Source organism: Geodermatophilus sp. SYSU D00779, from assembly GCF_054050595.1.
Window position 1 is genome coordinate 56,669 of sequence record NZ_JBJGZQ010000023.1, and the last position, 22,338, is coordinate 79,006.

The window sequence follows — 22,338 nt, forward strand, 5'->3', positions numbered from 1 at the left end:
AGTGGTTCGGTGGGTCCCCGGCCCCGCGCTCCCGGGGAGAGGAGCGCCGGCTCGGCGGCATCCGCGGGGTGTCACCCAGGCTGGTGACGGAGCGCCCCGGCGGATGCACTCACCGTAAGGGCCGTGACGTCGCCGTGACAATCACCTGGGTGTGATTTGGTGGACTCTCGACTCGACCGCGCCGGTCACCGGGAACGGGCGGGACGGGTGTGACGGACGAGGTTCGCCGCGGGTGCCGCGGGGCACGCAGGGGTCATGGATCTCAAACGACCCCTCGTCGTGCTGGCCACCGTCGCCGCCCTGGCCGGGTGCGGCGCCAGCACGGAGACCGGCGGCAACACCGACCTGGACCGCGGCGAGGGCGAGTGCAACGCCGCCGAGGCCGGCGCCAGCGAGCAGGAGCTCTGCGAGGACACCGAGCAGGACAACGAGCAGCAGACCGACCAGGAGGACGACGGGACGAGCTGACCGCGGCACGGAGAGGCAGGGCGTTCCGGCTACGGTCCGCCGGTGGGTACGCGCAGGTACGACGCCGTCGTCGTGGGCGCCGGGCACAACGGGCTGGTCGCCGCGGCCTACCTGGCCCGGGCCGGGTGGTCGGTGCTGGTCCTCGAGCGGCTCGCCGAGGTCGGGGGCGCCGCGGTCGGCCGGCAGGTGTTCCCCGGCGTCGACGTCCGGCTCTCGGCCTACTCCTACCTGGTGAGCCTGCTGCCCGACCGGATCGTGGCCGACCTCGGCCTGCAGGTGACGCTGGCCGACCGCGCGGTCTCCTCGTACACCCCCGTCCCGGGCGGGCCGGGACTGCTCGTCGAGCGGGACGAGGGCCCGGCCACCGCGGCGTCCTTCCGGGCGCTCACCGGCTCCGACGCCGAGCTGGCGGCCTGGCAGCGGTTCTACGGCCGGGTGGCCACGCTCGCCGAGGACCTCGCCCCCACCCTGACCGAGCCGCTGCTCTCCCCCGCCGACCTGGCCGGGCGGCTGCGCGAGCCGCGGCTGTGGCACGACCTGCGCGAGCGCCCGCTGGCCGACGTGGTCGCCGACGCGCTGTCCCACGACGTCGTCCGCGGGGTGGCGCTCACCGACGGGCTGATCGGCACGTACGCCGACGTGCACGCCGCCGACGGCCTGGCCGGGCGCTGCTTCCTGTACCACGTGGTCGGCAACGGCACCGGGCGCTGGCGGGTCCCGGTGGGCGGGATGGGCGCGGTCACCGGCGCGATGGCCGCCGCCGCGCGCAGCGCCGGCGCGGAGCTGGTCACCCGGGCCGAGGTGACCGCCGTCGAGCCGCGGGACGACGGAGCGACCGTGCACTGGACCGACGACGACGGCACCGAGCGGGCGGTGGACGCCGGCCGGGTGGTCGGCGGCGTCGCCCCGGCCGTGCTCGACCGCCTGCTGGGGCAGGCCCCGCGCCCCTCCGCGGACGGCGCCCAGCTCAAGGTCAACATGGTGCTGGCGCGGCTGCCCCGGCTGCGCTCGGGCGTGGACCCGGCACGCGCCTTCGCCGGCACCTGCCACGTCGACGAGGCGGCGTCCCAACTCGACGCCGCGCACGCCCGGGCCGGGGCCGGCCGGCTGCCCGACGTCGTCCCCTTCGAGGTCTACTGCCACTCGCTGACGGACCCGACGGTCCTGGGCCCGGCCGAGCGGGAGGCCGGCTGGCACACCCTCACCCTCTTCGGCCTGCACACGCCGGCGGCGCTGTTCCGCGACGACCCCGCGGGCGTCCGGGACGAGGCGGTGGGGCGGGTCGTGGCCCAGCTCGACGCGCACCTGGCCGAGCCGCTGCTGGACTGCCTGGCCCGGGACGCCGAGGGCCGGCCGTGCCTGCAGGCGGCCTCGCCGCTGGACGTCGAGGCGTCGCTGGCGATGCCGGGCGGGCACATCTTCCACGGCGACCTGTCGTGGCCGGTCGCCGCGACGCCGGAGGAGGTCGGCACCTGGGGCGTGGCGACGGCGCACCCGCGGGTCGTCGCCGCCTCCTCGGGCGGCACCGTGCGCGGCGGGGCGGTCAGCGGCCTGGGCGGTTACGCGGCGGCCCGCGCGCTGCTGGACCGGTGCTGAGGCGCGCCTGGACGGCGCGCCGGCTGCGCGCCGAGACGACGTCGCTGCTGCGCGGGGCCGCCGAGCAGCTGCGCGGTCGGGACGTCGCGCTGATCGCCGCCGGGCTGACCTTCTACGCCGGCATCGCCGTGGTGCCGCTGCTGCTGGTCGCCTTCTCGCTCACCGCGCTGATCACCTCGGCCGAGCGGGTGCGTGAGCTGAGCGACCGGCTGGCCCAGCTGCTCCCGCCGGAGCTGGGCGCCCCCGGGGCGCTGCGGACGCTGGCCGAGGCCGGCACCGGCCTGGACCTGCTGGGCTTCGTCCTGGCCCTGGTCCCGCTGTCGTTCTACGGCGAGGGGCTGCGCCGGGCGCTGCTGCGCTTCACCCCCCGCCAGGACCGGCTGACCGGCTGGCGCGGCCGGCTGCTGGCGCTGCCGCTGGTGCTGACCACGCCGCTGCTGATGTACGCCCTGCTGCAGGCGGCGTCAGCGATGGTGGAGCTCACCGAGCGGGGCAGCGGGCTGGGCGCCTTGGCCGTCGGCTACTACTCGGTGCTCCTCGCGCTCACCGTGCCGCTGCTGTGGGGCTTCGGCGTGGTCGCGGCCGGCAACCTGCGCTGGCCGGCGCTGGTGTCCGGCGTGCTGTTCACCGCCGCCTGCCTGTCGGGCTTCCTGCAGGGCTTCGCGATCTTCCTGGCCCTGCCGCTGGCGCTGGGCGCGCCGTTCGGCGGGCTGACGGTGGTCGGCGCGGTCGTGGCGATCAGCCTGTGGCTGTTCCTGCTGCACCTGGTCGTGATCGGGGGCTGGCTGCTCACCCAGTCCCTCGACGACCGGCTCCGCAGGGGCGCTCAGCCCTCGTCCTGACCCCAGTCCTGGTCCGGCCCGCGGTCCTGGTCCTGGTCCCGGTCCTCGCCGCCGTCCCGGCCCTGCTCCGGCTCGGGGTCGGGCTCGACGGTCTCGGGGGTGGACGGCGGCGGCTCGACCGACGGCTCGGGGGCCTCCGGCTGCCGCGACCGCGGCGACGGCTCGGGATCGGGTCGGGGCCGCGGCGGGACGTAGTCCTCGCCGTTGCTGACCAGGATGGAGACGACCTGGCCCGGCACCGCGCGGCCGCCGCGCGGCGGGCTGGTGCCCAGCAGGACGCCGGAGCGCTGGGAGCTGTCCACCTCGACGGTGCGGTGCTCGAAGCCGGCGTCGGACAGCGCCGTGCGGCAGGCCCGCACCGAGGTGCAGCCCGGCACCGGCCGCGTGTTGCCGTTCATCACGACCTCGTCGGCCGGCGGGAACTCGCCGCTGCCGCGGGCCTCCAGGATCGGCGCCATCGCGTCGCGCCAGACCGTGGCCGCCTTGCCACCGCCGAAGCCGCCGACGTTCTGCTTCTCCTTGGGGTTGAGCACCATGACGCTCGCGGTGATCTCGGGGGTGTACCCGACGAACGCGATCGAGTCGTTGTCCTGGGACGTCCCCGTCTTGCCGGCGATCTGGTGACCCGGGACGTAGGCGCGGGTACCGGTCGCTCCGGAGTAGCCCGGCTCGACGTCCTTGCGCAGCATCTGGTTGAGCGTGTTGGCCACGCCGGGCTTGATCGCCTCAGGGGTGCAGCGGTCGCCGACCGCGAGCGGCTCGCCGTCCGACCCGACCGCGGGCTCGCCGTGCTGGTCGAGCACCGCGGTCACCGGGACGACGTCGCACTGCGTGCCGCCGGCCGCCAGCGTCGAGTAGGCGCTGGCCAGGGCGAGCGGGCTGGTGGCCTCGGCGCCGAAGGTGAACGACCCGCGGTTCTCGTCGATGATCTGCTGCGGCAGGGCCGGGTCGCTGAACTGGAACAGGCCCATCCGCTCGGCCATCCGCACCGGCTCCTCGACGCTGCCCAGGGCGTCTTCGAGGGCGAGGAAGTAGGTGTTGGAGGACTGGTAGAGCGCGGTGGTCAGGTCCAGCGTCGAGCGGAAGGTGCCGGCGTTCTCGACGTCGTAGCGCCCGGCGCCGTCCCGGTAGACGCGGGAGACGTAGGGGTCCGACGTCGTCAGCGTGTAGTAGCCGGAGTAGCCCCGGTCCAGCGCGGCAGCGGCGGTGAAGACCTTGTAGGTCGACCCCGAGCCCTTGCTGGGGGCGAGGTTGAGGTTGAACGACTCCTGCGCCGGGTCCTCCTGGTCGTAGCCGAACACGCGGTTGACGCTCATCGCCAGCAGGTGGCCGGTGCCCGGCTCGACGGCGGTGAACATGCCGGCCAGCGAGTTGCCCATGGCCAGCGTCTCGAGGACGGCGGCGTCCCCGGCGCGCTGCAGGTCGGCGTCCAGGGTGGTCCGGACGACGTAGCCGCCGTTGTCCAGCTGCTGCTGGGTCAGCCCCAGCTCCTGGACCAGGTAGCGCTGCACGAAGTCGCAGACGAACGCGCCGACCGTGGCCTCGACGCAGCCGCGGCGCGGCGCCGGGGCGGGGGCGAGGCCGAGCGGCGCGGCCTGCGCGGCGGCGGCGTCCGCCGGGGACACGCGGCCCTGCTCGGCCATCCGGGAGAGGACCTCGTTGCGGCGCGCGGTGGCCGCCTCCGGGTTGGTGAACGGGTCGTCCTGGGTCGGGCTCTGCGCCAGGCCGGCCAGCAGCGCGGCCTGCGGCAGGGTGAGGGCGGCGGCGTCGACGCCGAAGAACGCCTGCGCGGCGGGCTGGACGCCGTAGGCGTTCTGCCCGAAGTAGACGATGTTGAGGTAACGGGTGAGCAGCTCGTCCTTGGAGTAGCTGTCCTCGAGGGCCAGCGCCAGCCGGGCCTCCCGCAGCTTGCGGCCCAGCGTCTGCTCGGTGGCCGCGCGGCGCTCCTCCGGGGTGTCGGCGGTCTGCAGCAGGGTCTGCTTGACCAGCTGCTGGGTGAGCGTCGACCCGCCCTCCTGCACGCCGCCCGCGGCGATGTTCGTCATCAGCGCGCGAGCGGTGCCCTGCACGTCGAGGCCGTGGTGCTCGTAGAACCGGGCGTCCTCGATGGCGACCATCGCCTGCTTCATGACCTCGGCGATGCGGTCACCGGTCACCGGGGCGCGGTTCTCCTCGTAGAAGGAGGTGATGACCTCACCGTTGGCGGCCAGCAGCACGGTGTTGGCCGGCGGGGCGTCGACGGTCAGCTCGGTGGGGAGGTCGCCGAGCAGGCTGGTCGACTGCTGGGCGGCCACCGCGGGTCCGCCGACCCACGGGAAGAGGAGTCCCGCGACGAGTGCTCCGGCCACCACGACCGTGGCGGCGAGCTTGAGCAGCGTCCTGACCCGTGCGTCGGTGCGCAGGTCCATGGGCCCCCTTCCGTGGAGTGCCACTCGATCAGGGATCGGTGTCGGTCACAACCATGCGCGCCGCACGGGCCGGTCCGCCCGGACCCGCACGGCACACGCGTCACGCTGCCAGCAGCTCCGGCAGGTCCCCGGAGTGCAGCACCACCAGTGTGCTCACCGCCCGCGTGAGGACGACGTAGAGGCGGTGCAGCCCGCGCGGCTCGGCGGCGGCGATCGCGGCGGGGTCCACCACGACGACGGCGTCGAACTCCAGCCCCTTGGCCAGCGTCGCCGGGACGACGGCGAGCAGGCCCGCGTCGCCGTCGTCCCCCAGCACCACCGCGGGCAGCCCGGCCCCGACCAGCGCGCCGGCCACCTCGGGCACGGCGGCGTCGGCGCAGACGACGCCGGTGGAGCCCGGCGTCGCGGCGAGCTCGCGGACCACCTCGGGCAGCGGGCCGTCGGCGCGGATGCGCAGGGAGCCGGCGCCGCGGCGCACCGCGGTGGCGGCCGGCAGGCCCGGCGCGATCGCCGGCAGCAGCCGGTTGGCGTAGTCGAGCACCTCGCCGGGCACGCGGTAGCCGCGGGTCAGCGGCCGGACGGCGGTGTCGGGGCGACCCAGGCCGGCGAGCGTGCGGCCCCAGTCGGCCGCCGACCACGGGCTGGTGGCCTGGGCGAGGTCGCCGAGCACGGTCAGCGACCCGGCGGCCAGGCGGCGGGCGATCGCGCGGCACTGCATGGGCGAGAGGTCCTGCGCCTCGTCGACGACCACGTGCCCGTAGCCGGCGGTGCGCTCGAGCAGGCCGGCGACCTCGTCGACCAGCACCGCGTCGGCCTCGGTCCACGGGGCGCTGCGCACGGGGCCGGCCGGGCGGAGCAGCAGCGCCTGCTCGGCGTCGTCGAGCACCCCGCGGGCGGCCCGGGCCAGGACGGCGGGGTCGGTGAGCAGGGCGTGCACCAGCTCCGCGGCGTCCCACGCCGGCCAGACCGCGTCGCAGAATGCGCGCACCTCGGCGCTGCGGGCGGCCCGGCGGGTCTCGGCGTCCGTGGGGCTGCCACCGGCGGCCTCGGCCTGCCGGCGGGCGTCCTCGGCCAGCAGCATGGCCAGCCGCTCCCGGCCGGCTGCGTGGTGCAGCACCTGCTGGTCCTCGCCGGCCCGGCCGCGGCGGCGCAGGTCGTCGACGTGGCGCTTGAGCCGCTCGACCGGTACCCGGCGGCGGCGCCCGGCCAGCGGCACCTGCACGTCGTCCGCCGGCTTGGCGATCGAGCCCCACAGCGCGCGGTGCAGCACCTCGGCCAGGCGGGCGTCGCCCTTGAGGACGGCGACCTCCGGGGCATCGACGCCGCGCACCGGCACCCGGGCGGTCAGCTCGGCGACGGTGGTCTGCTCGACGTCGACCTCGCCGAGGGTGGGCAGCACCTGCTCGATGTAGCGGAGGAACGCGCGGTTGGGCCCGACGACGAGGACGCCGGTGCGGGCCAGCTGTCCGCCGTGGGTGTAGAGCAGGTAGGCGGCGCGGTGCAGGCCGACGGCGGTCTTGCCGGTGCCGGGGGCGCCCTGCACGCAGATCGACTCGGCCAGCGGCGCCCGCACGATCGCGTCCTGGTCGGGCTGGATGGTGGCGACGATGTCGCGCATCGGGCCGGAGCGCGGGCGCTCGATCTCCTCCTCGAGCAGCCTGCTGGTCGCGGTCTCCCCCACCCCGAGCAGCTCGTCCTCGTAGCTGGTCAGCTCGCCGCCGGAGAAGCCGAAGCGGCGGCGGCGCACCAGACCCTGCGGATCGGCGGCGCTGGCCCGGTAGAACGGCCGGCTCATCGGCGCCCGCCAGTCGATGACGACCGGGGTGCCGTCGGCGTCGCGCACGTGCCGGCGGCCGATGTGGAAGGTCTCGGTGTCGGTGTCGGTGCGCCCGAAGAACGGCGGGACGCGGGGGTCGGCGGCCAGCGCCCGCAGCCGCTCGGCGCGGGCGGCGCCGAGGCGCTCGGAGGCCCAGGCGTCGACGCCGACGTCGACGACGGCGGAGGCGCTCGCGCGCATGACGGTCAGGCAGTCGGCCGCGCGCACCAGGTGGGCGCGCTCGGCGGCGAGGACGGGGTCGGGGGCGGTGGTCGTCTCGCTCGATGCGGAGGACACGGTCGAAGGACGCTACGCCGCGCAGCGCCCTCCGTCACGGGCCTTTCGGCACCTGGATCCCCTCCCCGGGCTCCCTGATGAGGACCTCGACGGCCCGGAACTGCTCCGGGGTCGCGAGCAGCACGGCCTTGGTGGGGTCGCCGACCTCGAGGGCCGGCCCGCGGCGCAGCGCGGCCAGCGCCCGCAGCCGCGGGTCGGCCAGCACGTCGTCCACCAGGCCGCGGTCGCCACCGGTGAACAACGCCTCGGCCGCGCCGGCGTGCGGCCCGAGCACCCGCACGGCGGTCTCGGCCGCGGCGCCCACCACGGCGTCGGTCTGGTTGGCCCGTCGCCGGGCGAAGCGCTGCTGCGACCAGCCGCCGGCCGCCGTCCGCCCCTGGACCTGGCGGGCGTCGACCTTGGAGACCACCAGGTCGGAGCCGTCGAACACCCCGACCGCCCACCGTCCGCGGCGGACCAGGAGGACGGCGGCGCGGTGCGGCACCCGGACCGCCGCGCTGAACGAGGTGAGCAGCGGCGGGGTGGGTGGGGACGGTGCAGCCGGCCCGGGCCGCCAGTCGAACGGCGCCCGCAGGGTGACCTCGGTGCCGTCCGCGCAGGTCACCCGCACCGCCCCGTCGACGAGCTCGACGCTGTCGAAGGCGCCGTGCCGGGCGGCGACGCCGTCCAGCCAGCGCGGCAGGCGCTCGGGCGGGACGCGCAACTGCCGGCCACCGCCGGCGGCCGGCCGCGCGCGGGTCAGCGCTCGGCGTCCCGGGTGGTGGGCAGGCCGGCCGCGGCCCAGGCCTGGTAGCCGCCGACGACGTCGGTGGCGCGGTGCAGGCCCAGGGCCCGCAGCGAGTCGGCGGCGAGGCTGGAGGCGTAGCCCTCGTTGCACAGCACGATGACCTCGACGTCGTGGTCGGTGGCCTCGGGCAGCCGCGCGTCGCTGGCCGGGTCCAGCCGCCACTCGAGCACGTTGCGCTCGACCACCAGCGCGCCGGGCACCTCGCCGTCGGCCGCCCGCTGGGCGACCGGGCGGGTGTCGACGAGCAGGGCGCCCGCCGCCATCCGCGCCGCCGCCTCGGCCGGCTCGAGGCGGCGCAGGCGGCCGCGCGTCTCCTCGAGCACCTCGTCGATGGACCGGGGGGCGGACGGGCTCTGCACGGGGGTCGTCCTGACCGACGTCAGCGGGCCATCGCCGGCTCGGCGGCGTGCTCGGCCGGCACGTGCAGCAGCCGCTGGGTGGCCGCGACCACCACCGTGGCGATCGCGGCGGCGAGGGTGGCCACCAGGAACGCGCTGTTGGCCCCGACCGTGTCGACCAGCTTGCCGGCCGCCGAGGACCCCACCGCGACGCCCAGGCCGAGCGCCGTGCCGATCCAGGTGAAGGCCTCGGTGGTCGCCGAGCGCGGCACCAGGACCTCGGCCAGCGTGAACGAGCTGATCAGGGACGGCGAGACGGCCAGCCCGGCGAGCACCACGAACGGGATCATCACCCACACGTCGCCGACCAGCGCCAGCGGCAGGCTCAGCACGGTCAGCACCCCCAGGACGACGACCAGCCGGTGCCGCAGGGGGTGCCGCCAGTGCACGCTGCCCCACCCGATGCCGCTGGCCATGGACCCGACCGCGAGGGCGGCGATGAGGACGCCGGACAGCGCCATGGCGCCGCGTTCGTCGGCGAAGGCCACCAGCGCGATCTCCAGGGTGCCCAGGACCGCGCCCACGGCGGCGCCGACGACGAAGAGCACCCGGATGCCGGGTGTGCGGATCGCCGACGGGCCGCTGCGAGCGGCGTGCCCGTGCGGTGGCGGCTCGGTGCGGGTCTGGGCGGCGAACAGCAGGCTGCCGATCACGGCGAAGACGAACGCGGTGACCACCCCGGAGGTGGCGTGCCCGGTGGTGGACAGGAAGGTGACCAGCACCGGGCCGACGATGAAGACGAACTCGTCGACCACCGACTCCATCGCCAGCGCGGCCGGCAGCCGGTGCGTGCCGCGCAGCAGGTGGGTCCAGCGCACCCGGATCATCGAGGCCACCGGCGGGATGCAGGCGCCGGCCAGCCCGGCCGAGGCGAACAGGATCCAGCGGGGCCAGTCCTCCTTGACCGCGGGCAGGAACACGCAGCCCGCGGCGATGAAGACGGCGAGCACCGGCAGCAGCGTGCGGCGCTGGCCGTGGGTGTCGGCCCAGCGGCCGAGCAGCGGCCCGGAGACGGCCGTGGTGACGGCCCCGGTCGCGGCGACCGCTCCGCCGAGCCCGTAGCTGCCGGTCTCCGAGGCGATGAGCAGCACCGAGCCGAGTCCGACCATCGACAGCGGCAGGCGGCCGATGAAGGCGGCCAGCACCATCGGCCGCGCGTGCGGCGTGCGCAGCACGTGCAGGTAGGGGTTGGGCACGGGGAGGTGACCTGTCGTCTCAGGTGAGGAGGGCGCCGGTACGACCCACGCTAACCGACCCACGCGACCGCGGCCCGGCGGCGCTCGTGCCGGTGCAGCGCGCCCGACCCCGGGACGGCGCAGGGCCCCGAACCGGTCGCCGTTGACCGGTGCGGGGCCCTGCAGGGTGGTTCTCCCTCAGGCGAGTCGGTGCTCCAGGATGGCGAGCTCGTCCCACATGGTGCTGGGGAGCTTGTCGCCGAACTTCTGGAACCACTCGGTGATCTGCGGGACCTCGGCGCGCCACTCGTCCTTGTCCACGGCGAGGGCCTTCTCCACCTGCTCGCGGGTCATGTCCAGCCCGGAGACGTCCAGCGAGTCCGGCGTCGGCACGTGGCCGACCGCGGTCTCCTCGGCCGCCGCGGTGCCCTCGAGCCGCTCGACGACCCACTTGAGGACCCGGCTGTTCTCCCCGAAGCCCGGCCACAGGAAGCCGCCGTCCTCGTCGCGGCGGAACCAGTTGACGTAGAAGATCTTCGGCAGCTTGGTGGCGTCGTGCTGCTTGCCGGTCTCGACCCAGTGGCCGAAGTAGTCACCGGCGTTGTAGCCGATGAAGGGCAGCATCGCGAACGGGTCGCGGCGGACGACGCCGACGGCGCCGGTGGCCGCGGCCGTCGTCTCCGAGGACAGCGTGGCGCCCATGAACACGCCGTGGTTCCAGTCCCGGGCCTCGGTGACGAGCGGGATGGTGGTCTTGCGGCGGCCCCCGAAGAGGATCGCCGAGATCGGCACGCCCTTCGGGTCGGTGTACTCCGGCGCCAGGATCGGGCACTGGGTGATCGGCGTGCAGAAGCGGCTGTTCGGGTGGCTGGAGGGCTCGTCGCTCCCCGGCGTCCAGTCCTGCTTCTTCCAGCTGGTCAGGTGGGCCGGGGGCTCCTCGGTCATGCCCTCCCACCAGATGTCGCCGTCGTCGGTGAGCGCGACGTTGGTGAACACCGAGTTGCCCTTGTCGATGGTGCGCATCGCGTTGGGGTTGGTGTCCCAGCCGGTGCCCGGGGCGACGCCGAAGAGGCCGAACTCGGGGTTGAGCGCGTAGAGCCGGCCGTCCTCGCCGAAGCGCATCCAGGCGATGTCGTCGCCGAGGGTCTCGACCTTCCACCCCGGGATGGTCGGCTCGAGCATCGCCAGGTTGGTCTTGCCGCAGGCCGAGGGGAACGCCGCGGCGATGTAGTAGGTCTTCTGCTGGGGGCTGGTCAGCTTGAGGATCAGCATGTGCTCGGCGAGCCAGCCCTCGTCGCGGGCCATCACCGAGGCGATGCGCAGCGAGTAGCACTTCTTGCCCAGCAGGGCGTTGCCGCCGTAGCCCGAGCCGTACGACCAGATCATGCGCTCCTCGGGGAAGTGCACGATGTACTTGGTGTCGCTGCAGGGCCAGGGCACGTCCTGCTGGCCCTCGTCGAGCGGGGCGCCCAGGGAGTGCATCGCCGGCACGAACGGCCGGTCCTCACCCATCGCCTCGAGGATCGCGCTGCCGATGCGGGCCATGACGCGCATCGAGACGACGACGTACTCGGAGTCGGTCAGCTCGACGCCGAACATCGGGTTCTCGGCCTCGACCGGGCCCATGCAGAAGGGGATGACGTACATCGTCCGGCCACGCATGCACCCGCGGTACAGCTCGGTCATGATCGACTTCATCTCGCCCGGGTCCATCCAGTTGTTGGTGGGACCGGCGTCGGCCTCGTCGACCGAGCAGATGAAGGTGCGGTCCTCGACGCGGGCGACGTCGCTGGGGTCGGAGGCGCACCAGAAGGAGTTGGGCTTCTTCTCCAGGCGGGTGAAGGTCCCCGCGTCGACCAGCTGCCGGGTGAGCCGCTCCCACTCCTCGTCGCTGCCGTCGACCCACACGACCCGGTCCGGGGTGGTCAGCTCGGCCATCTCGCGCACCCAGGCCAGCAGCCGGGCGTGGGTGGTCGGGGCGTTGTCGAGACCGGGGGTGGCCACAGAAGTCACGGCGTCTCCATCCTCTGGGTACACCGGGGTGATTGCCGCCGGCGCTGGTGTTTCGTCCTGCTCAGCTGTCGTCCGGGCCGCCGGGGCGCCACGGGTACCGGTGGGGTTCCGGTTCCGGACAGCCTAACGGCGGGGACGTCCACTGTAACCGTGAGAGATGTTACGTATAAGACGTCTACCTCGCGGGCCGGAAGTCCCTGGTGGGGACGTGCGTTGACCTGGTCCGTGGACACCGCACCGACCCGCCCCGCCCTGCTCGCACCGCTGACCCTCCGTGGGGTGACCCTGCCGAACCGGCTGGTCGTGGCACCGATGTGCCAGTACTCGGTGACCGACGGCCTCGTCGGCGACTACCACCTGGTCCACCTCGGCCGCTTCGCCCTCGGCGGCTTCGGGTTGGTGCTGGTCGAGGCCACCGCGGTCACCGCCGAGGGCCGGATCAGCCACGGGGACGTCGGGCTGTGGTCCGACGCGCACGTGCCCGGACTGGCCCGCGTGGTCGACTTCCTGCACGCCTCCGGCGCGCGGGCCGGCATCCAGCTGGCGCACGCCGGCGGCAAGGCCAGCAGCCTGCGGCCGTGGGACGGCACCGGCCCGGTGACCGAGGAGAGCGCCCGCCCCGGCGAGCAGCCCTGGCCGACCGTGTCGGCCAGCGCCGTCCCCGTGGGCCCGGGCTGGCCGGAGCCGCACGCCCTGACCGTCGAGGAGATGGCCGGGATCCGCGACGCGTTCGTCACGGCGACCCGGCGGGCCCTGGCCGCCGGCTTCGACGTCGTCGAGGTGCACGCGGCGCACGGCTACCTGCTCAACCAGTTCCTCTCCCCGCTCACCAACCGGCGCGAGGACGGCTACGGCGGCTCGCCGGAGGCCCGGATGCGCTTCCCGCTCGAGGTCGTCGAGGCGGTGCGAGCCGCGTGGCCCGAGGACCGGCCGCTGTTCGTGCGGGTCTCCTCGGTCGACGGCTCGTCCGACGGGGTCACCCTCGAGGACACCGTGGCGTTCGCCCGGGAGCTGGCCGCCCGCGGGGTGGACGTGGTCGACACCTCCGGCGGCGGGCTGGGCGGCGGCTGGCAGCACCCCATCGGCTACGGCTACCAGGTGCCCTTCGCGGCCCGGGTGCGCACCGAGGCCGGCGTCGCCACGATGGCCGTCGGGCTCATCGTGGACGCCCGCCAGGCCGAGGCGGTCGTCGCCAGCGGCTCGGCCGACCTGGTCGCGGTCGCCCGGGAGGCCCAGGACGACCCGAACTTCGCCGTCCACGCCGCCCGGGAGCTCACCGCCGGGTACGACGCCTACCCCGTCCAGGCCGGGCCGCGGCTGGCCGCGCGCGACCGGCTGCTCACCACGCTCGGCCCGTGGACCGGGCCCGACCCGGTGCAGACGACCAGCCCGAGCTGATCGGCTCAGGAGCCGGTCGACACCCCGTAGACCGGCGCGGCGACGTCGGCGGCGAAGGCGTCCCAGTCCCGCGGGGCGGGGCGCCCGCCGACCTCGGCGTCGAGCTTGTCCAGGTACCAGTGCCAGCCGGCGGCGAAGTCGGCGACGTCGGCGTCCGCGGCGAAGACCTGCCGGAAGCGCAGGACCGTCCGGCCGCCCTCGCTCCACAGGTCCACCTCGACGGTCCAGTCGTCCTGGCCCACCCAGGAGACGACGAGGCGCCGCGGCGGGTCGCACTCGACGACCGTCATCGCCTCGCCGACCGGCTCCTGCTCGTGGGTCATCGTGAAGGTGCCGGTGCCGCCGGGGGCGCGCTCGCCGTCGTAGGTGCCGATCCAGCGGGCCATCCGGTCGGGCTCGGTGAGCGCCGACCACACGTCCTCGACCGGGTCGGGCCACGAGCGGTGGAACTCCAGGCGCTGCCGGCCGTCGGCCTCGGTGGTGACGACGCCACGTCGGGCCATCGCGTCCTGCACGGTCATGGGGTCTCTCCGCTCCTCCGCGCCCGCCGACCGCGGGCGATCTCGGTGTCCAGTGCGTCGAACCGCTGGGCCCACAGGTCGCGGTAGGACGCCAGCCAGTCGTCGAGCTCCCGCAGCGGGCGCGGGTCGAGCGCGTAGAGCCGCCGGCGTCCCTCCACCCGGCTGCGGACCAGCCCGGCCTCGCGCAGCACGCGCAGGTGCCGGCTGATCGCCGGGCGGCTCACCGGGAACCGCTCCGCGAGCTCCCCCGCCGCCAGCTCGCCCCGCGCCAGCAGGGCGACCAGTTCGCGCCGGGTCGGGTCGGCGAGCGCCGCGAGCGCCTCCACGGGCAGATGTGTAACACAAGTGTTACGCGTCAGGCCAGGGGTTGGCGCGTCGACCGGCCGGGCACGGGGAGCCCATGACCGTCACCGACCCGGACGTCCCCGACCCGCTCAACGACCCGCGCACCCTGCAGGCCGACCCCGGCGCCCTGGGGCAGGGCGAGGACCTCGCCTCCACCGAGGACGACGCCGTCTCGACCGGCGAGGACGAGCTGGCCGAGCAGGGCCTGACCGCCGGCCGGGACGCGGCCGACGACGCCGGCGGCGGCGACGTGACCGGCGGCGCGTTCTCCGAGGCGCCGCGCGACTGAGACGGGGCAGTCCGTTTCAGGACTCGTCGGCCGGGCAACCCTCGGGCCCCAGTCCCTCAGCGAGGAGGAGGACCTCCATGGCCACCGGTGAGACCGGCTTCGAGGACGTCACCTACGACCTCATCTCGGTGCAGTACCACTCGCTCAAGGCCGGGCACGACTACGGCCAGTACGTCCGTGACGCGGAGAACGCCGGGCTGCAGGACATCGCGTCGTTCTTCCGCGAGGTCATGGAGCAGGACTCCGCGCGGGCGCGGCGCTGCCACGAGTTCCTGCGGCAGATCTCCGGGACCGAGCAGGGCGGACCCGCCACCCAGTAGCGGGAGGACCTCCCTGCGGGCCCCACCACTCGCGAGCGCGCGGCGGGCCCCGCGGGGAGGCCGGCCCGGGTGGGCACGACGGCGGCGTGATCCGCACGCCGCCGACCCGCACGTCCGCGCTGGCCGCACCGGTCGTCGGAGCCCCGATGGCCGGTGCGGCCGGCGGTTCGCTCGCACGCGCCGTCTCCCTCGGCGGGGCCTCGGGATGACCGGCGTCGGCAACGCCGCCACGAGGGGCTCCGTGGCCGCGCAGGCCGCGATCCCCGCGGCTGACGGCCTGTCGTTCGGCATCGACCTCATGGCGTGGGCGCTGGCGACCTCTCCGCGGCGCCGCTCCACGCCGGGGAGGCGGTCAAGCGGGTCACCGGCGAACGGCCCGCCGCCGACGTCGTCCGGGAGACGGCAGCCGACGCCCAGCGGGCGCTACGGGCGGCCTGCGACCTGCTGACCTGACCGTGCGGTGTCGGCCCACGCCTGCTCGAGCACCTGCAGCAGCAGGTCGGCGGGCTGGGCGCCGGCGGCGCCGTACCTGCGGTCGACGACGAAGAAGGGGACACCGGTCGCGCCGAGCTCCCGCGCGGTGCGGATGTCGTCGAGGACGGCGGGCCGGTAGCGGTGGTCGGCGAGCGCGGCGCGCACCTCGGTCTCGTCCAGGCCGACCTCCCCTGCCAGCGCCGCGAGGGAGTCGACGTCGAAGACCGAGCGCCCCTCCTCGAAGTGCGCGTGCAGCAGCCGCTCCTTCACCGCACCCTGCAGCCCGCGCTCGGCGGCCAGGTGGACGAGCTCGTGGGCCAGCAGCGTGTTGCCGCTGACACCGCTCGCCAGGTCGTAGCGCAGGCCCTCACCGGCGGCGGTCTCCTCGACGTGCCGCATCATCCCGCGCACGTCCTCGACCGGGCGGCCGAACGTAGCGGCCAGCGCCGGGAGGGTCGCGTGGGTCTCGCCCTCGGGGGTGCTCGGGTCCAGCTGGAAGGAGCGCCAGACGACCTCGACCTCGTCGCGGTGCGGGAACCGCTCGAGCGCGGCCTCCAGCCGGCGCTTGCCGATGTAGCACCACGGACAGACGACGTCGGACCAGACCTCGATGCGCACGGAGCGCACCAACCGCACGCCCGCCCGGCTCATTCCGGCCGGTGCGCTCCCGCCCGCGCCCGGCCGTCCCCAGGCGTGGGGTCGAGGAAGACGTAGCGCACCCCCGGGTACCGGGCGACCAACCGCCGCTCGGCCTCGTCGGAGGCGCGCTCGATGTCGGCGACGGTCACCTCGTCGGCGAAGTCGACCTTGGCCGAGACGATGACCTGACCGGGCCCGATCACGGTGGTGAGCAGGACCGGGACGTCGACGACCTGGTCGAGGCCGGCGACCTCGGCGCGCAGCTGGTCCTCGAGCCGGCGGGGCAGCGACTGACCGATGAGCAGCGAGACGTTGGCCCGCGCCAGCGACCCGGCGACCAGCAGCAGGAGGACGCCGATGGCGAGCGCCGCGAGGCCGTCCCAGGTGGCGCTGCCGGTGACCTGCTCGAGGAACAGGCCCAGCGCGGCGAGCACGAGGCCGACCAGGGCGGCGCTGTCCTCGAAGGTCACCGCCTTGACCGTGGTGTCGGTGGTGGCGGCGAGGTAGCGGCGGGGCGTCGTCCCCCACCGGCGGGCCGAGCCGCGCACCTGGCGGACGGCCTTGAGCAGCGAGGTGCCCTCGAGGACGAAGGACACCGCCAGGACGACGTAGGCCACCAGCGGGTCGCCCTGCTCCTCACCCCCGACGATGGTCGTGACGCCCTGGTAGAAGGAGAAGCCGGCGCCGAGGGTGAAGGTGGCCAGGCAGGCCAGCAGCGCCCAGAAGTAGGTCTCCCGGCCGTAGCCGACCGGGTGCCGGGCGTCCGGCGCCCGGTTGCCGCGCTTGAGCGCCACGAACAGCAGCACCTCGGTGATCGTGTCGGCGAGCGAGTGCGCCGCCTCCGACAGCATCGCCGAGGAGTGGCTGAGCAGACCGCCGACGAGCTTGGCGACGGCGATGCCCATGTTGGCCAGCCCGGCGACGACGACGGTGCCGGTCGACTCCCCGCCGCCGGACTCGCCGGCCGCCTCCTCCGCCAGGGCGTGGTCGCGGGTCGGTCCCGGCTCGGTCATGGCGCCTCCCGTGCCCCGTCGTTGCCCGGCGCAACCACCGGCTTCCGCACCAGGAGCACCAGGGCACCGGTCGCAGCCGCACTCGCCGCCGCGAGCACCAACCCGGTCGGCCCGGATCGGGCCAGCACGAGGCCGCCGAGGGCCGCGCCGGCGGCGATGCCCACGTTGAGGGCCGTGATCGCGACCGCGCCGGCGACGTCGCGGATCTCCGGCGCGGCGATCCGTGTCACGCGGGTCTGGAACACCGGCGGCAGCAGCCCGATGAGCACGCCCCAGACCGCGACCAGGGTGACCGCGACGGCGGGGTGCGTCCCGACCAGCACCAGTGCCGCGAGCCCGGCGGCGAAGGAGACCGCGACGGCCGGCAGCGCGGTGGCGGGCCGGCGGTCCGACAGCGGCCCGGCGACGGCGAGGCCCAGGACGCCGGCCAGGCCGAACACGAGCAGCACCGCAGGGACGGCGTCGCCCGGTAGCCCTGCGCCGTCGGTCACGAGGACCGCCAGGTAGGTGGCCGCCGCGAAGTGGCCCGCGAGCAGCGCCGCGGTCCCGACCGCGGTGCGCACTACCGGCCGCGCGCTGGGGTCCCGCCACCAGGCCCCGACGGCCGTGCCCGCCCCGTCCCGCCGGACCGTGCGGCCGCGGACCAGGACCAGCGCCGGTGGCAGGGTGAGCGCGGCCAGGAGCGCGAGCGTCCACCTCCAACCGAGCACCCCACCCAGCGACGCAGCGACCGGGACGCCGAGCACGCTCGCCGCCGTCGGCCCGACCAGCACCGTGGACACCGCGCGACCCAGCCGCTCGGGCGGCACGAGACCCGCGACGTGCGGGACCAGCAGCGCCCACACCAGGCCGTGGGCGGCCGCGCCGACCACCCGGGCGGCGACGGCGACGCCCAGCGACGGCGCCGCTGCGGTGGCCAGCGTCGCTGCGCCGCACACGAGCAGCGCCACGGCGAGGACCCGCTGCCGGGGCAGACGGCCGGTGGCCCGCACCAGCGCGAGGCTGGTCGCGGCCAGGGTGACCGCCCAGGTGGCCACGAGGGCCCCGGCGGCCGACGGGCTCACCGCGAGGTCGGCAGCGATCACCGGCAGCAGGCCGGTCGGGCTGAGCTCGATGGTGACCGTGGCGAACGCGACCGCGGTGAGTGCGGTCAGCGTCCACTGCGGCGGAGCGCACGCGGCGCCGTGGAGCGCCGCTGCCGGGACGGGGACCGGGGTGGTGTCACAGGCCATGAGCGGATGCTCGACCTTGACACCGGTGTGAAGGTCAAGCCCACGGACCGTCGCGGAGGAGGGCGGTATGAGGATCGGCGAGCTGGCCGGGTGCACCGGTGTGAGCACCCGGATGCTGCGCTACTACGAGGAGCAGCACCTGGTGACGCCCACGCGGTCGGCGAACGGCTACCGCGAGTACAGCGAGGCCGACGTCGACCGGGTGCGGCAGGTCCGCGCCCTGCTCGACGCAGGTCTGCCCACCCGGTTCGTCCGGGCCGTGCTCGACATGGGCTTGGAGGGCGGGCCGGCTGTGACCGGCTGGACGGCGACCTGCACCGCCACGTTCGCGACTCAGCTGCGCGGCGAGCTCGTACGACTGGAGGAGCAGCTCACCTGCCTGGCCCGCAGCCGCGACGCCGTCCGGCGCTACCTGGCGACGGTGACCGTCGTCGAGGCCGAGCCGGACGACACCGCCGCCTGACGGGGTCGTACCCAGCCCCCTCCAGGGCGCCCCGAGCCTGCGAGGGCACCCTGGAAGGGGTCCTCCGTCACCTCACGCCGACGAGGTCGACGACGAAGACGAGGGTCGCGCCGGGCTTGATGACCCCGCCCGCGCCGCGGTCGCCGTAGGCCTTGTGCGGCGGGATGGTCAGCCGGCGCCGTCCGCCGACCCGCATCCCCTGGATGCCCTCGTCCCAGCCCTGGATGACCATGCCGACGCCGAGGCGGAACTCCAGCGGGTCGCCGCGGTCCCACGAGGCGTCGAACTGCTCACCGCCGTCGTGGGTGACGCCGACGTAGTGCGCGCTGACCAGGTCCCCGGCCTTCGCCTCGGGGCCGTCCCCGACGGTGATCTCCTCGATCACCAGGTCGTCGGGCGCGGGGCCGGTCGGCGGCTCGACGTCGGGTCGGGTGGGCTCGGCCATCGGTTCTCCTGGGGGTCGGTGCCGGGTGGGTCCCGACGGTCGTCCCCCATCCAAACAGCGGTTCCGCCGGGTCGCCGGGCGGGCTACGGTCCGGCGGCGTGATCGACCACCTGGGGCTGCAGTGCTCCGACGTCCCGGCCGCTGTGGACTTCTACACCACCGTGTTCGCGCCGGCGGGCCTGCGCGAGGCGATGCGGTACGAGACGCCGGGCGGCCCCGTCGTGGGGATGTGCGGGCCGGACGGGTTCCCGCAGCTGTGGCTGAGCCCGCTGGCCGAGGGCACCGAGCGGCCGGTGCACCTGGCGCTGCGCGCGCCGTCGCGGGCGGCGGTGGACGAGGTGTTCGCGCTGGCCCGGGAGCAGGGTGCCGAGGTGCTGCACGAGCCCCGGGTCTGGCCCGAGTACCACCCCGGCTACTACGGCGTCTTCCTCCGCGACCCCGACGGCAACAACGTGGAGGCCGTCCACCACACGCCCCCGGAGGGCTGATCAGCGGCCCCCGGCGACGTCGAGCAGGCTGCCGGTGCAGTAGCCCGCGCCGTCACCCAGCAGCCACAGCACGGCGGCCGCGACCTCCTCGGGCAGACCGGCCCGGCCCATCGGCACGGTCGGCCCCACCCGCGCGACCCGGTCGGGCTGGCCGCCGCTGGCGTGGATCTCCGTCTCGATGATCCCGGGCCGCACGACGTTGACCCGGATCCCTTCCCCGGCCACCTCGCGGGCCAGGCCGACCCCCAGCGTGTCGACCGCGCCCTTGCTGGCCGCGTAGTCGACGTACTCCCCGGGTGAGCCCAGCCGGCTGGCGGCCGAGGAGACCAGCACGATCGACCCGCCGGAGCCGCCGTACCGGGTGGACATCCGCCGCACCGCCTCCCGGCAGCACAGGACGGTGCCCAGCACGTTGACCGCCAGCATGCGCTGCACCCGCTCGGCGGTCAGCTCGTCGACCCGCGCCCGCCGGCCCACGATCCCGGCGTTGGCCACCAGCCCGGTCACCGGGCCCAGGCCCTCGGCGGCGGCGAAGGCGGCCAGGACGTCGTCCTCGACCGAGACGTCGGCGCGGACGGCGCACGCGGTCCCGCCGGCGGCCTCGATGCCGCCCACGACGGCGGCGGCCGCGGCCTCGTCGTCCCGGTAGGTGAGCGCGACCGACCACCCGGCCGCCGCCGCGGCGCGCGCGGTCGCCGCGCCGATGCCGCGGCTGCCGCCGGTCACGAGAACCACACCAGGGGGCACGGTCGGACCGTAGCGGAGCGGGTGCGGGACGCCGCACGCCGTGCTGGGCTGGGCGCATGCCCGCCGATCCCCCGTGGTGGACCCGTGCCGTCGTCTACCAGGTCTACCCGCGCTCGTTCCAGGACTCCGACGGCGACGGGATCGGCGACCTCGGCGGGGTCCTGCAGCGCGTCGACCACCTCGCCGACCTGGGCGTCGACGTCGTCTGGCTGTCGCCGATCTACCCCTCGCCACAGGCCGACAACGGCTACGACATCAGCGACTACACCGACGTCGACCCGCTGTTCGGCTCGCTGGCGCAGCTCGACGAGCTGATCGCCGCCCTGCACGAGCGGGGGATCAAGCTGGTCATGGACCTGGTGGTCAACCACACCAGCGACCAGCACCCGTGGTTCGAGGAGAGCAGGGCGTCCCGGACGTCCCCCAAGCGCGACTGGTACTGGTGGCGGCCGCCGCGCGCGGGCCTGACGGCGGGCCAGCCCGGCGCCGAGCCGACCAACTGGCACTCGTACTTCTCCGGGCCGACCTGGGAGCTCGACGAGGCCAGCGGCGAGTACTACCTGCACCTGTTCGCGCGCGAGCAGCCGGACCTGAACTGGGAGAACCCGGAGGTCCGCCAGGCGGTGTACGCCATGATGCGGGACTGGCTCGACCGCGGCGTCGACGGCTTCCGCATGGACGTGATCAACATGATCAGCAAGGACGTCGCCCCGGACGGCTCGCTGCGCGACGGCCCCCCGCTGCCGGGCCTGCCCTACGGCGACGGGACGGCGTCCTTCCTGTGCGGGCCGCGGATCCACGAGTTCCTGCAGGAGATGCACCGCGAGGTGTTCGCCGGGCGGTCCGACCGGCTGCTCACGGTGGGTGAGATGCCGGGCGTGACGGTGGAGCAGGCCCGGCTGTTCACCGACCCGGCGCGGGCCGAGGTGGACATGGTGTTCCAGTTCGAGCACGTGGGCCTGGACTTCGACGAGTCCAAGTGGCGCCCGCGGCCGCTGCGGTTGCGCGACCTCAAGGCCTCCTTCGGCCGCTGGCAGGCGGGGCTGGCCGACGTCGGCTGGAACTCCCTCTACTGGGACAACCACGACCAGCCGCGGGCGGTCTCGCGCTTCGGCGACGACTCGCCGCGGTACCGGCGGGACTCCGCGACCTGCCTGGCCACCCTGCTGCACCTGCACCGCGGGACGCCCTACGTCTACCAGGGCGAGGAGCTCGGGATGGCCAACGCCCCGTTCGACGGCATCGACGACTTCCGGGACGTCGAGTCGCTCAACCACTTCGCGCAGGCGGTGGCGCACGGCGAGGACCCGGGGACCGTGCTGGCCGCGCTGCGCACGATGAGCCGGGACAACGCGCGGACGCCGGTGCAGTGGGACGACTCGCCGAACGCCGGCTTCACCACCGGGACGCCGTGGATCGCGGTCAACCCCGACTCCACCGAGTGGAACGCGCAGGCGCAGCGCGCCGACCCCACCTCGGTGTTCGCCCACCACCGGCGGTTGATCGCGCTGCGGCACGACGACCCGGTGGTGGCGCTCGGCGGCTTCACCATGCTGCTGCCCGAGCACGACGAGCTGTACGCCTTCACCCGCAGCCTGGACGGCGCGACGCTGCTCGTCGTCTGCAACCTCGGCTCCTCGACCCACCCGCTGGACGAGCTGCTGCCCGAGGCGGTCGGCGCGGAGCTGGTGCTGGGCAACCTGGCCGACGACGGCGACCCCGCCGTCCTGCGGCCGTGGGAGGCGCGCGTGCTGCGGGTCTAGCCCTTCCAGTCCACGAGCTGCACGACCACGCCGTTGGGGTCGCGCACCTGGAAGGCGCGCTCGCCCCACTCCTCGACGGTCAGGGGCATGGTGATCGCCACGCCCTCGTCCTGCAGCCGGTGCAGCTCGCCCTCCAGGTCGTCGACGACGAAGGCGAGGATCAGCCCGGCGGCGGGCACGTCGCGCTGGTCGGCCGGGAGCGTGGGCAGGCCGCGACGGAGGAAGACCACGTGGACGCCGGCGTCCTCGCGGGTCAGCGAGGCGAAGCCGTCGGCGGCCATCTCCTCCCGGAACCCGAAGTGGCGGGCGAGGAAGGCGCTGCTGGCGGGGACGTCGTCGACGTTGAGCGAGACGGCGGTGGAGGTGATGCGCACGGGGGCCTCCTGACGCGGGAACGAACT

General features: G+C 75.1%; 24 protein-coding genes. 10 read left to right on the forward strand and 14 right to left on the reverse strand.

Annotated features, from left to right (window positions below):
• Positions 1–255: 255 nt before the first annotated feature.
• Genes ACI79G_RS18045 through ACI79G_RS18055 form a run of 3 tightly spaced genes read left to right on the forward strand, consistent with a single transcriptional unit; the run spans position 256 to position 2,906 of the window.
• Complete coding sequence (locus ACI79G_RS18045; RefSeq protein WP_456882481.1) at positions 256–468, forward strand: hypothetical protein; 213 nt, start codon at positions 256–258, stop codon at positions 466–468.
• 42 nt (positions 469–510) lie between these two features.
• The gene (locus ACI79G_RS18050) at positions 511–2,064 is read left to right on the forward strand and encodes a phytoene desaturase family protein (protein ID WP_456882482.1); all 1,554 of its coding nucleotides are present in this window, start codon (positions 511–513) and stop codon (positions 2,062–2,064) included.
• Positions 2,058–2,906 (forward strand): YhjD/YihY/BrkB family envelope integrity protein, encoded by an 849-nt coding sequence (locus ACI79G_RS18055; RefSeq protein WP_456882483.1) that lies wholly within the window; start codon positions 2,058–2,060, stop codon positions 2,904–2,906. Before ACI79G_RS18050 ends, ACI79G_RS18055 begins: the two co-directional genes overlap by 7 nt.
• On the opposite strand, the gene ACI79G_RS18060 is transcribed toward ACI79G_RS18055, so the two are convergent.
• The 6 genes from ACI79G_RS18060 to ACI79G_RS18085 all read right to left on the reverse strand — a co-directional run bounded on the left by ACI79G_RS18060 (position 2,891) and on the right by ACI79G_RS18085 (position 11,800).
• Positions 2,891–5,314, reverse strand: coding sequence for a transglycosylase domain-containing protein (locus tag ACI79G_RS18060; protein ID WP_456882484.1), 2,424 nt, complete (start codon positions 5,312–5,314; stop codon positions 2,891–2,893). The genes ACI79G_RS18055 and ACI79G_RS18060 overlap by 16 nt on opposite strands.
• Positions 5,315–5,414: 100 nt before the next feature.
• Entirely contained in the window at positions 5,415–7,427 is a 2,013-nt protein-coding gene (locus tag ACI79G_RS18065) for a HelD family protein (protein ID WP_456882485.1), read from the reverse strand.
• A 34-nt stretch (positions 7,428–7,461) separates the two neighbouring features.
• Entirely contained in the window at positions 7,462–8,130 is a 669-nt protein-coding gene (locus tag ACI79G_RS18070) for an acVLRF1 family peptidyl-tRNA hydrolase (protein WP_456882486.1), read from the reverse strand.
• Positions 8,131–8,165: 35 nt separating this feature from the next.
• Positions 8,166–8,573 (reverse strand): rhodanese-like domain-containing protein, encoded by a 408-nt coding sequence (locus tag ACI79G_RS18075; RefSeq protein WP_456882487.1) that lies wholly within the window; start codon positions 8,571–8,573, stop codon positions 8,166–8,168.
• 20 nt (positions 8,574–8,593) lie between these two features.
• The gene (locus ACI79G_RS18080; RefSeq protein WP_456882488.1) at positions 8,594–9,808 is read right to left on the reverse strand and encodes an MFS transporter; all 1,215 of its coding nucleotides are present in this window, start codon (positions 9,806–9,808) and stop codon (positions 8,594–8,596) included.
• 177 nt (positions 9,809–9,985) lie between these two features.
• Entirely contained in the window at positions 9,986–11,800 is a 1,815-nt protein-coding gene (locus tag ACI79G_RS18085; protein ID WP_456882489.1) for a phosphoenolpyruvate carboxykinase (GTP), read from the reverse strand.
• Positions 11,801–12,025: 225 nt separating this feature from the next.
• Between ACI79G_RS18085 and ACI79G_RS18090 the strand changes: the two genes are divergently transcribed.
• On the forward strand, positions 12,026–13,198 hold the full coding sequence (locus tag ACI79G_RS18090) for an NADH:flavin oxidoreductase/NADH oxidase (RefSeq protein WP_456882490.1): 1,173 nt from the start codon (positions 12,026–12,028) through the stop codon (positions 13,196–13,198).
• Positions 13,199–13,203: 5 nt separating this feature from the next.
• Here the strand turns inward: ACI79G_RS18090 and ACI79G_RS18095 are convergent, their stop codons facing one another.
• Positions 13,204–13,719: an SRPBCC family protein gene (locus tag ACI79G_RS18095; RefSeq protein WP_456882491.1), complete on the reverse strand. Its 516-nt coding sequence runs from the start codon at positions 13,717–13,719 to the stop codon at positions 13,204–13,206.
• Positions 13,716–14,045 carry an ArsR/SmtB family transcription factor gene (locus ACI79G_RS18100; protein WP_456882492.1) on the reverse strand — a complete coding sequence of 110 codons (330 nt, stop codon included), beginning with the start codon at positions 14,043–14,045 and terminating at the stop codon, positions 13,716–13,718. Before ACI79G_RS18100 ends, ACI79G_RS18095 begins: the two co-directional genes overlap by 4 nt.
• Before the next feature lie 74 nt (positions 14,046–14,119).
• Here ACI79G_RS18100 and ACI79G_RS18105 point away from each other — a divergent pair, with 74 nt between their 5' ends.
• From ACI79G_RS18105 to ACI79G_RS18115, 3 genes are all read left to right on the forward strand, one after another.
• The gene (locus ACI79G_RS18105; RefSeq protein WP_456882493.1) at positions 14,120–14,353 is read left to right on the forward strand and encodes a hypothetical protein; all 234 of its coding nucleotides are present in this window, start codon (positions 14,120–14,122) and stop codon (positions 14,351–14,353) included.
• Between the two features lie 77 nt (positions 14,354–14,430).
• Positions 14,431–14,673, forward strand: a complete 243-nt coding sequence (locus ACI79G_RS18110) for an acyl carrier protein (protein WP_091221674.1) — start codon at positions 14,431–14,433, stop codon at positions 14,671–14,673.
• Between the two features lie 303 nt (positions 14,674–14,976).
• Positions 14,977–15,126, forward strand: a complete 150-nt coding sequence (locus tag ACI79G_RS18115; RefSeq protein WP_456882494.1) for a hypothetical protein — start codon at positions 14,977–14,979, stop codon at positions 15,124–15,126.
• Here ACI79G_RS18115 and ACI79G_RS18120 read toward each other — a convergent pair.
• The 3 genes from ACI79G_RS18120 to ACI79G_RS18130 are packed head-to-tail and all read right to left on the reverse strand — an operon-like array spanning position 15,097 to position 18,031.
• Positions 15,097–15,765: a DsbA family oxidoreductase gene (locus ACI79G_RS18120; protein ID WP_456882495.1), complete on the reverse strand. Its 669-nt coding sequence runs from the start codon at positions 15,763–15,765 to the stop codon at positions 15,097–15,099. The two genes, ACI79G_RS18115 and ACI79G_RS18120, sit on opposite strands and share 30 nt — an antisense overlap.
• 29 nt (positions 15,766–15,794) lie before the next feature.
• Entirely contained in the window at positions 15,795–16,799 is a 1,005-nt protein-coding gene (locus ACI79G_RS18125; RefSeq protein WP_456882496.1) for a cation diffusion facilitator family transporter, read from the reverse strand.
• Positions 16,796–18,031, reverse strand: coding sequence for an MFS transporter (locus tag ACI79G_RS18130; protein WP_456882497.1), 1,236 nt, complete (start codon positions 18,029–18,031; stop codon positions 16,796–16,798). The genes ACI79G_RS18125 and ACI79G_RS18130 overlap by 4 nt, the downstream gene beginning before the upstream one ends.
• A gap of 67 nt (positions 18,032–18,098) precedes the next feature.
• Here ACI79G_RS18130 and ACI79G_RS18135 point away from each other — a divergent pair, with 67 nt between their 5' ends.
• Positions 18,099–18,494 (forward strand): MerR family transcriptional regulator, encoded by a 396-nt coding sequence (locus ACI79G_RS18135; RefSeq protein WP_456882498.1) that lies wholly within the window; start codon positions 18,099–18,101, stop codon positions 18,492–18,494.
• 67 nt (positions 18,495–18,561) lie between these two features.
• Here the strand turns inward: ACI79G_RS18135 and ACI79G_RS18140 are convergent, their stop codons facing one another.
• Positions 18,562–18,939 (reverse strand): FKBP-type peptidyl-prolyl cis-trans isomerase, encoded by a 378-nt coding sequence (locus ACI79G_RS18140; RefSeq protein WP_091221660.1) that lies wholly within the window; start codon positions 18,937–18,939, stop codon positions 18,562–18,564.
• A 98-nt stretch (positions 18,940–19,037) separates the two neighbouring features.
• On the opposite strand from ACI79G_RS18140, the gene ACI79G_RS18145 reads away from it, so the two are divergent.
• Complete coding sequence (locus ACI79G_RS18145; protein ID WP_456882499.1) at positions 19,038–19,427, forward strand: VOC family protein; 390 nt, start codon at positions 19,038–19,040, stop codon at positions 19,425–19,427.
• On the opposite strand, the gene ACI79G_RS18150 is transcribed toward ACI79G_RS18145, so the two are convergent.
• Positions 19,428–20,174: an SDR family oxidoreductase gene (locus ACI79G_RS18150; protein WP_456882500.1), complete on the reverse strand. Its 747-nt coding sequence runs from the start codon at positions 20,172–20,174 to the stop codon at positions 19,428–19,430. It lies immediately after the preceding gene.
• 56 nt (positions 20,175–20,230) lie between these two features.
• Between ACI79G_RS18150 and ACI79G_RS18155 the strand changes: the two genes are divergently transcribed.
• A complete protein-coding gene (locus tag ACI79G_RS18155; protein WP_456882501.1) occupies positions 20,231–21,937 on the forward strand; it encodes an alpha-glucosidase in 1,707 nt (568 codons plus the stop codon).
• On the opposite strand, the gene ACI79G_RS18160 is transcribed toward ACI79G_RS18155, so the two are convergent.
• A complete protein-coding gene (locus tag ACI79G_RS18160; RefSeq protein ID WP_456882502.1) occupies positions 21,934–22,311 on the reverse strand; it encodes a VOC family protein in 378 nt (125 codons plus the stop codon). The genes ACI79G_RS18155 and ACI79G_RS18160 overlap by 4 nt on opposite strands.
• Positions 22,312–22,338 lie beyond the last annotated feature (27 nt).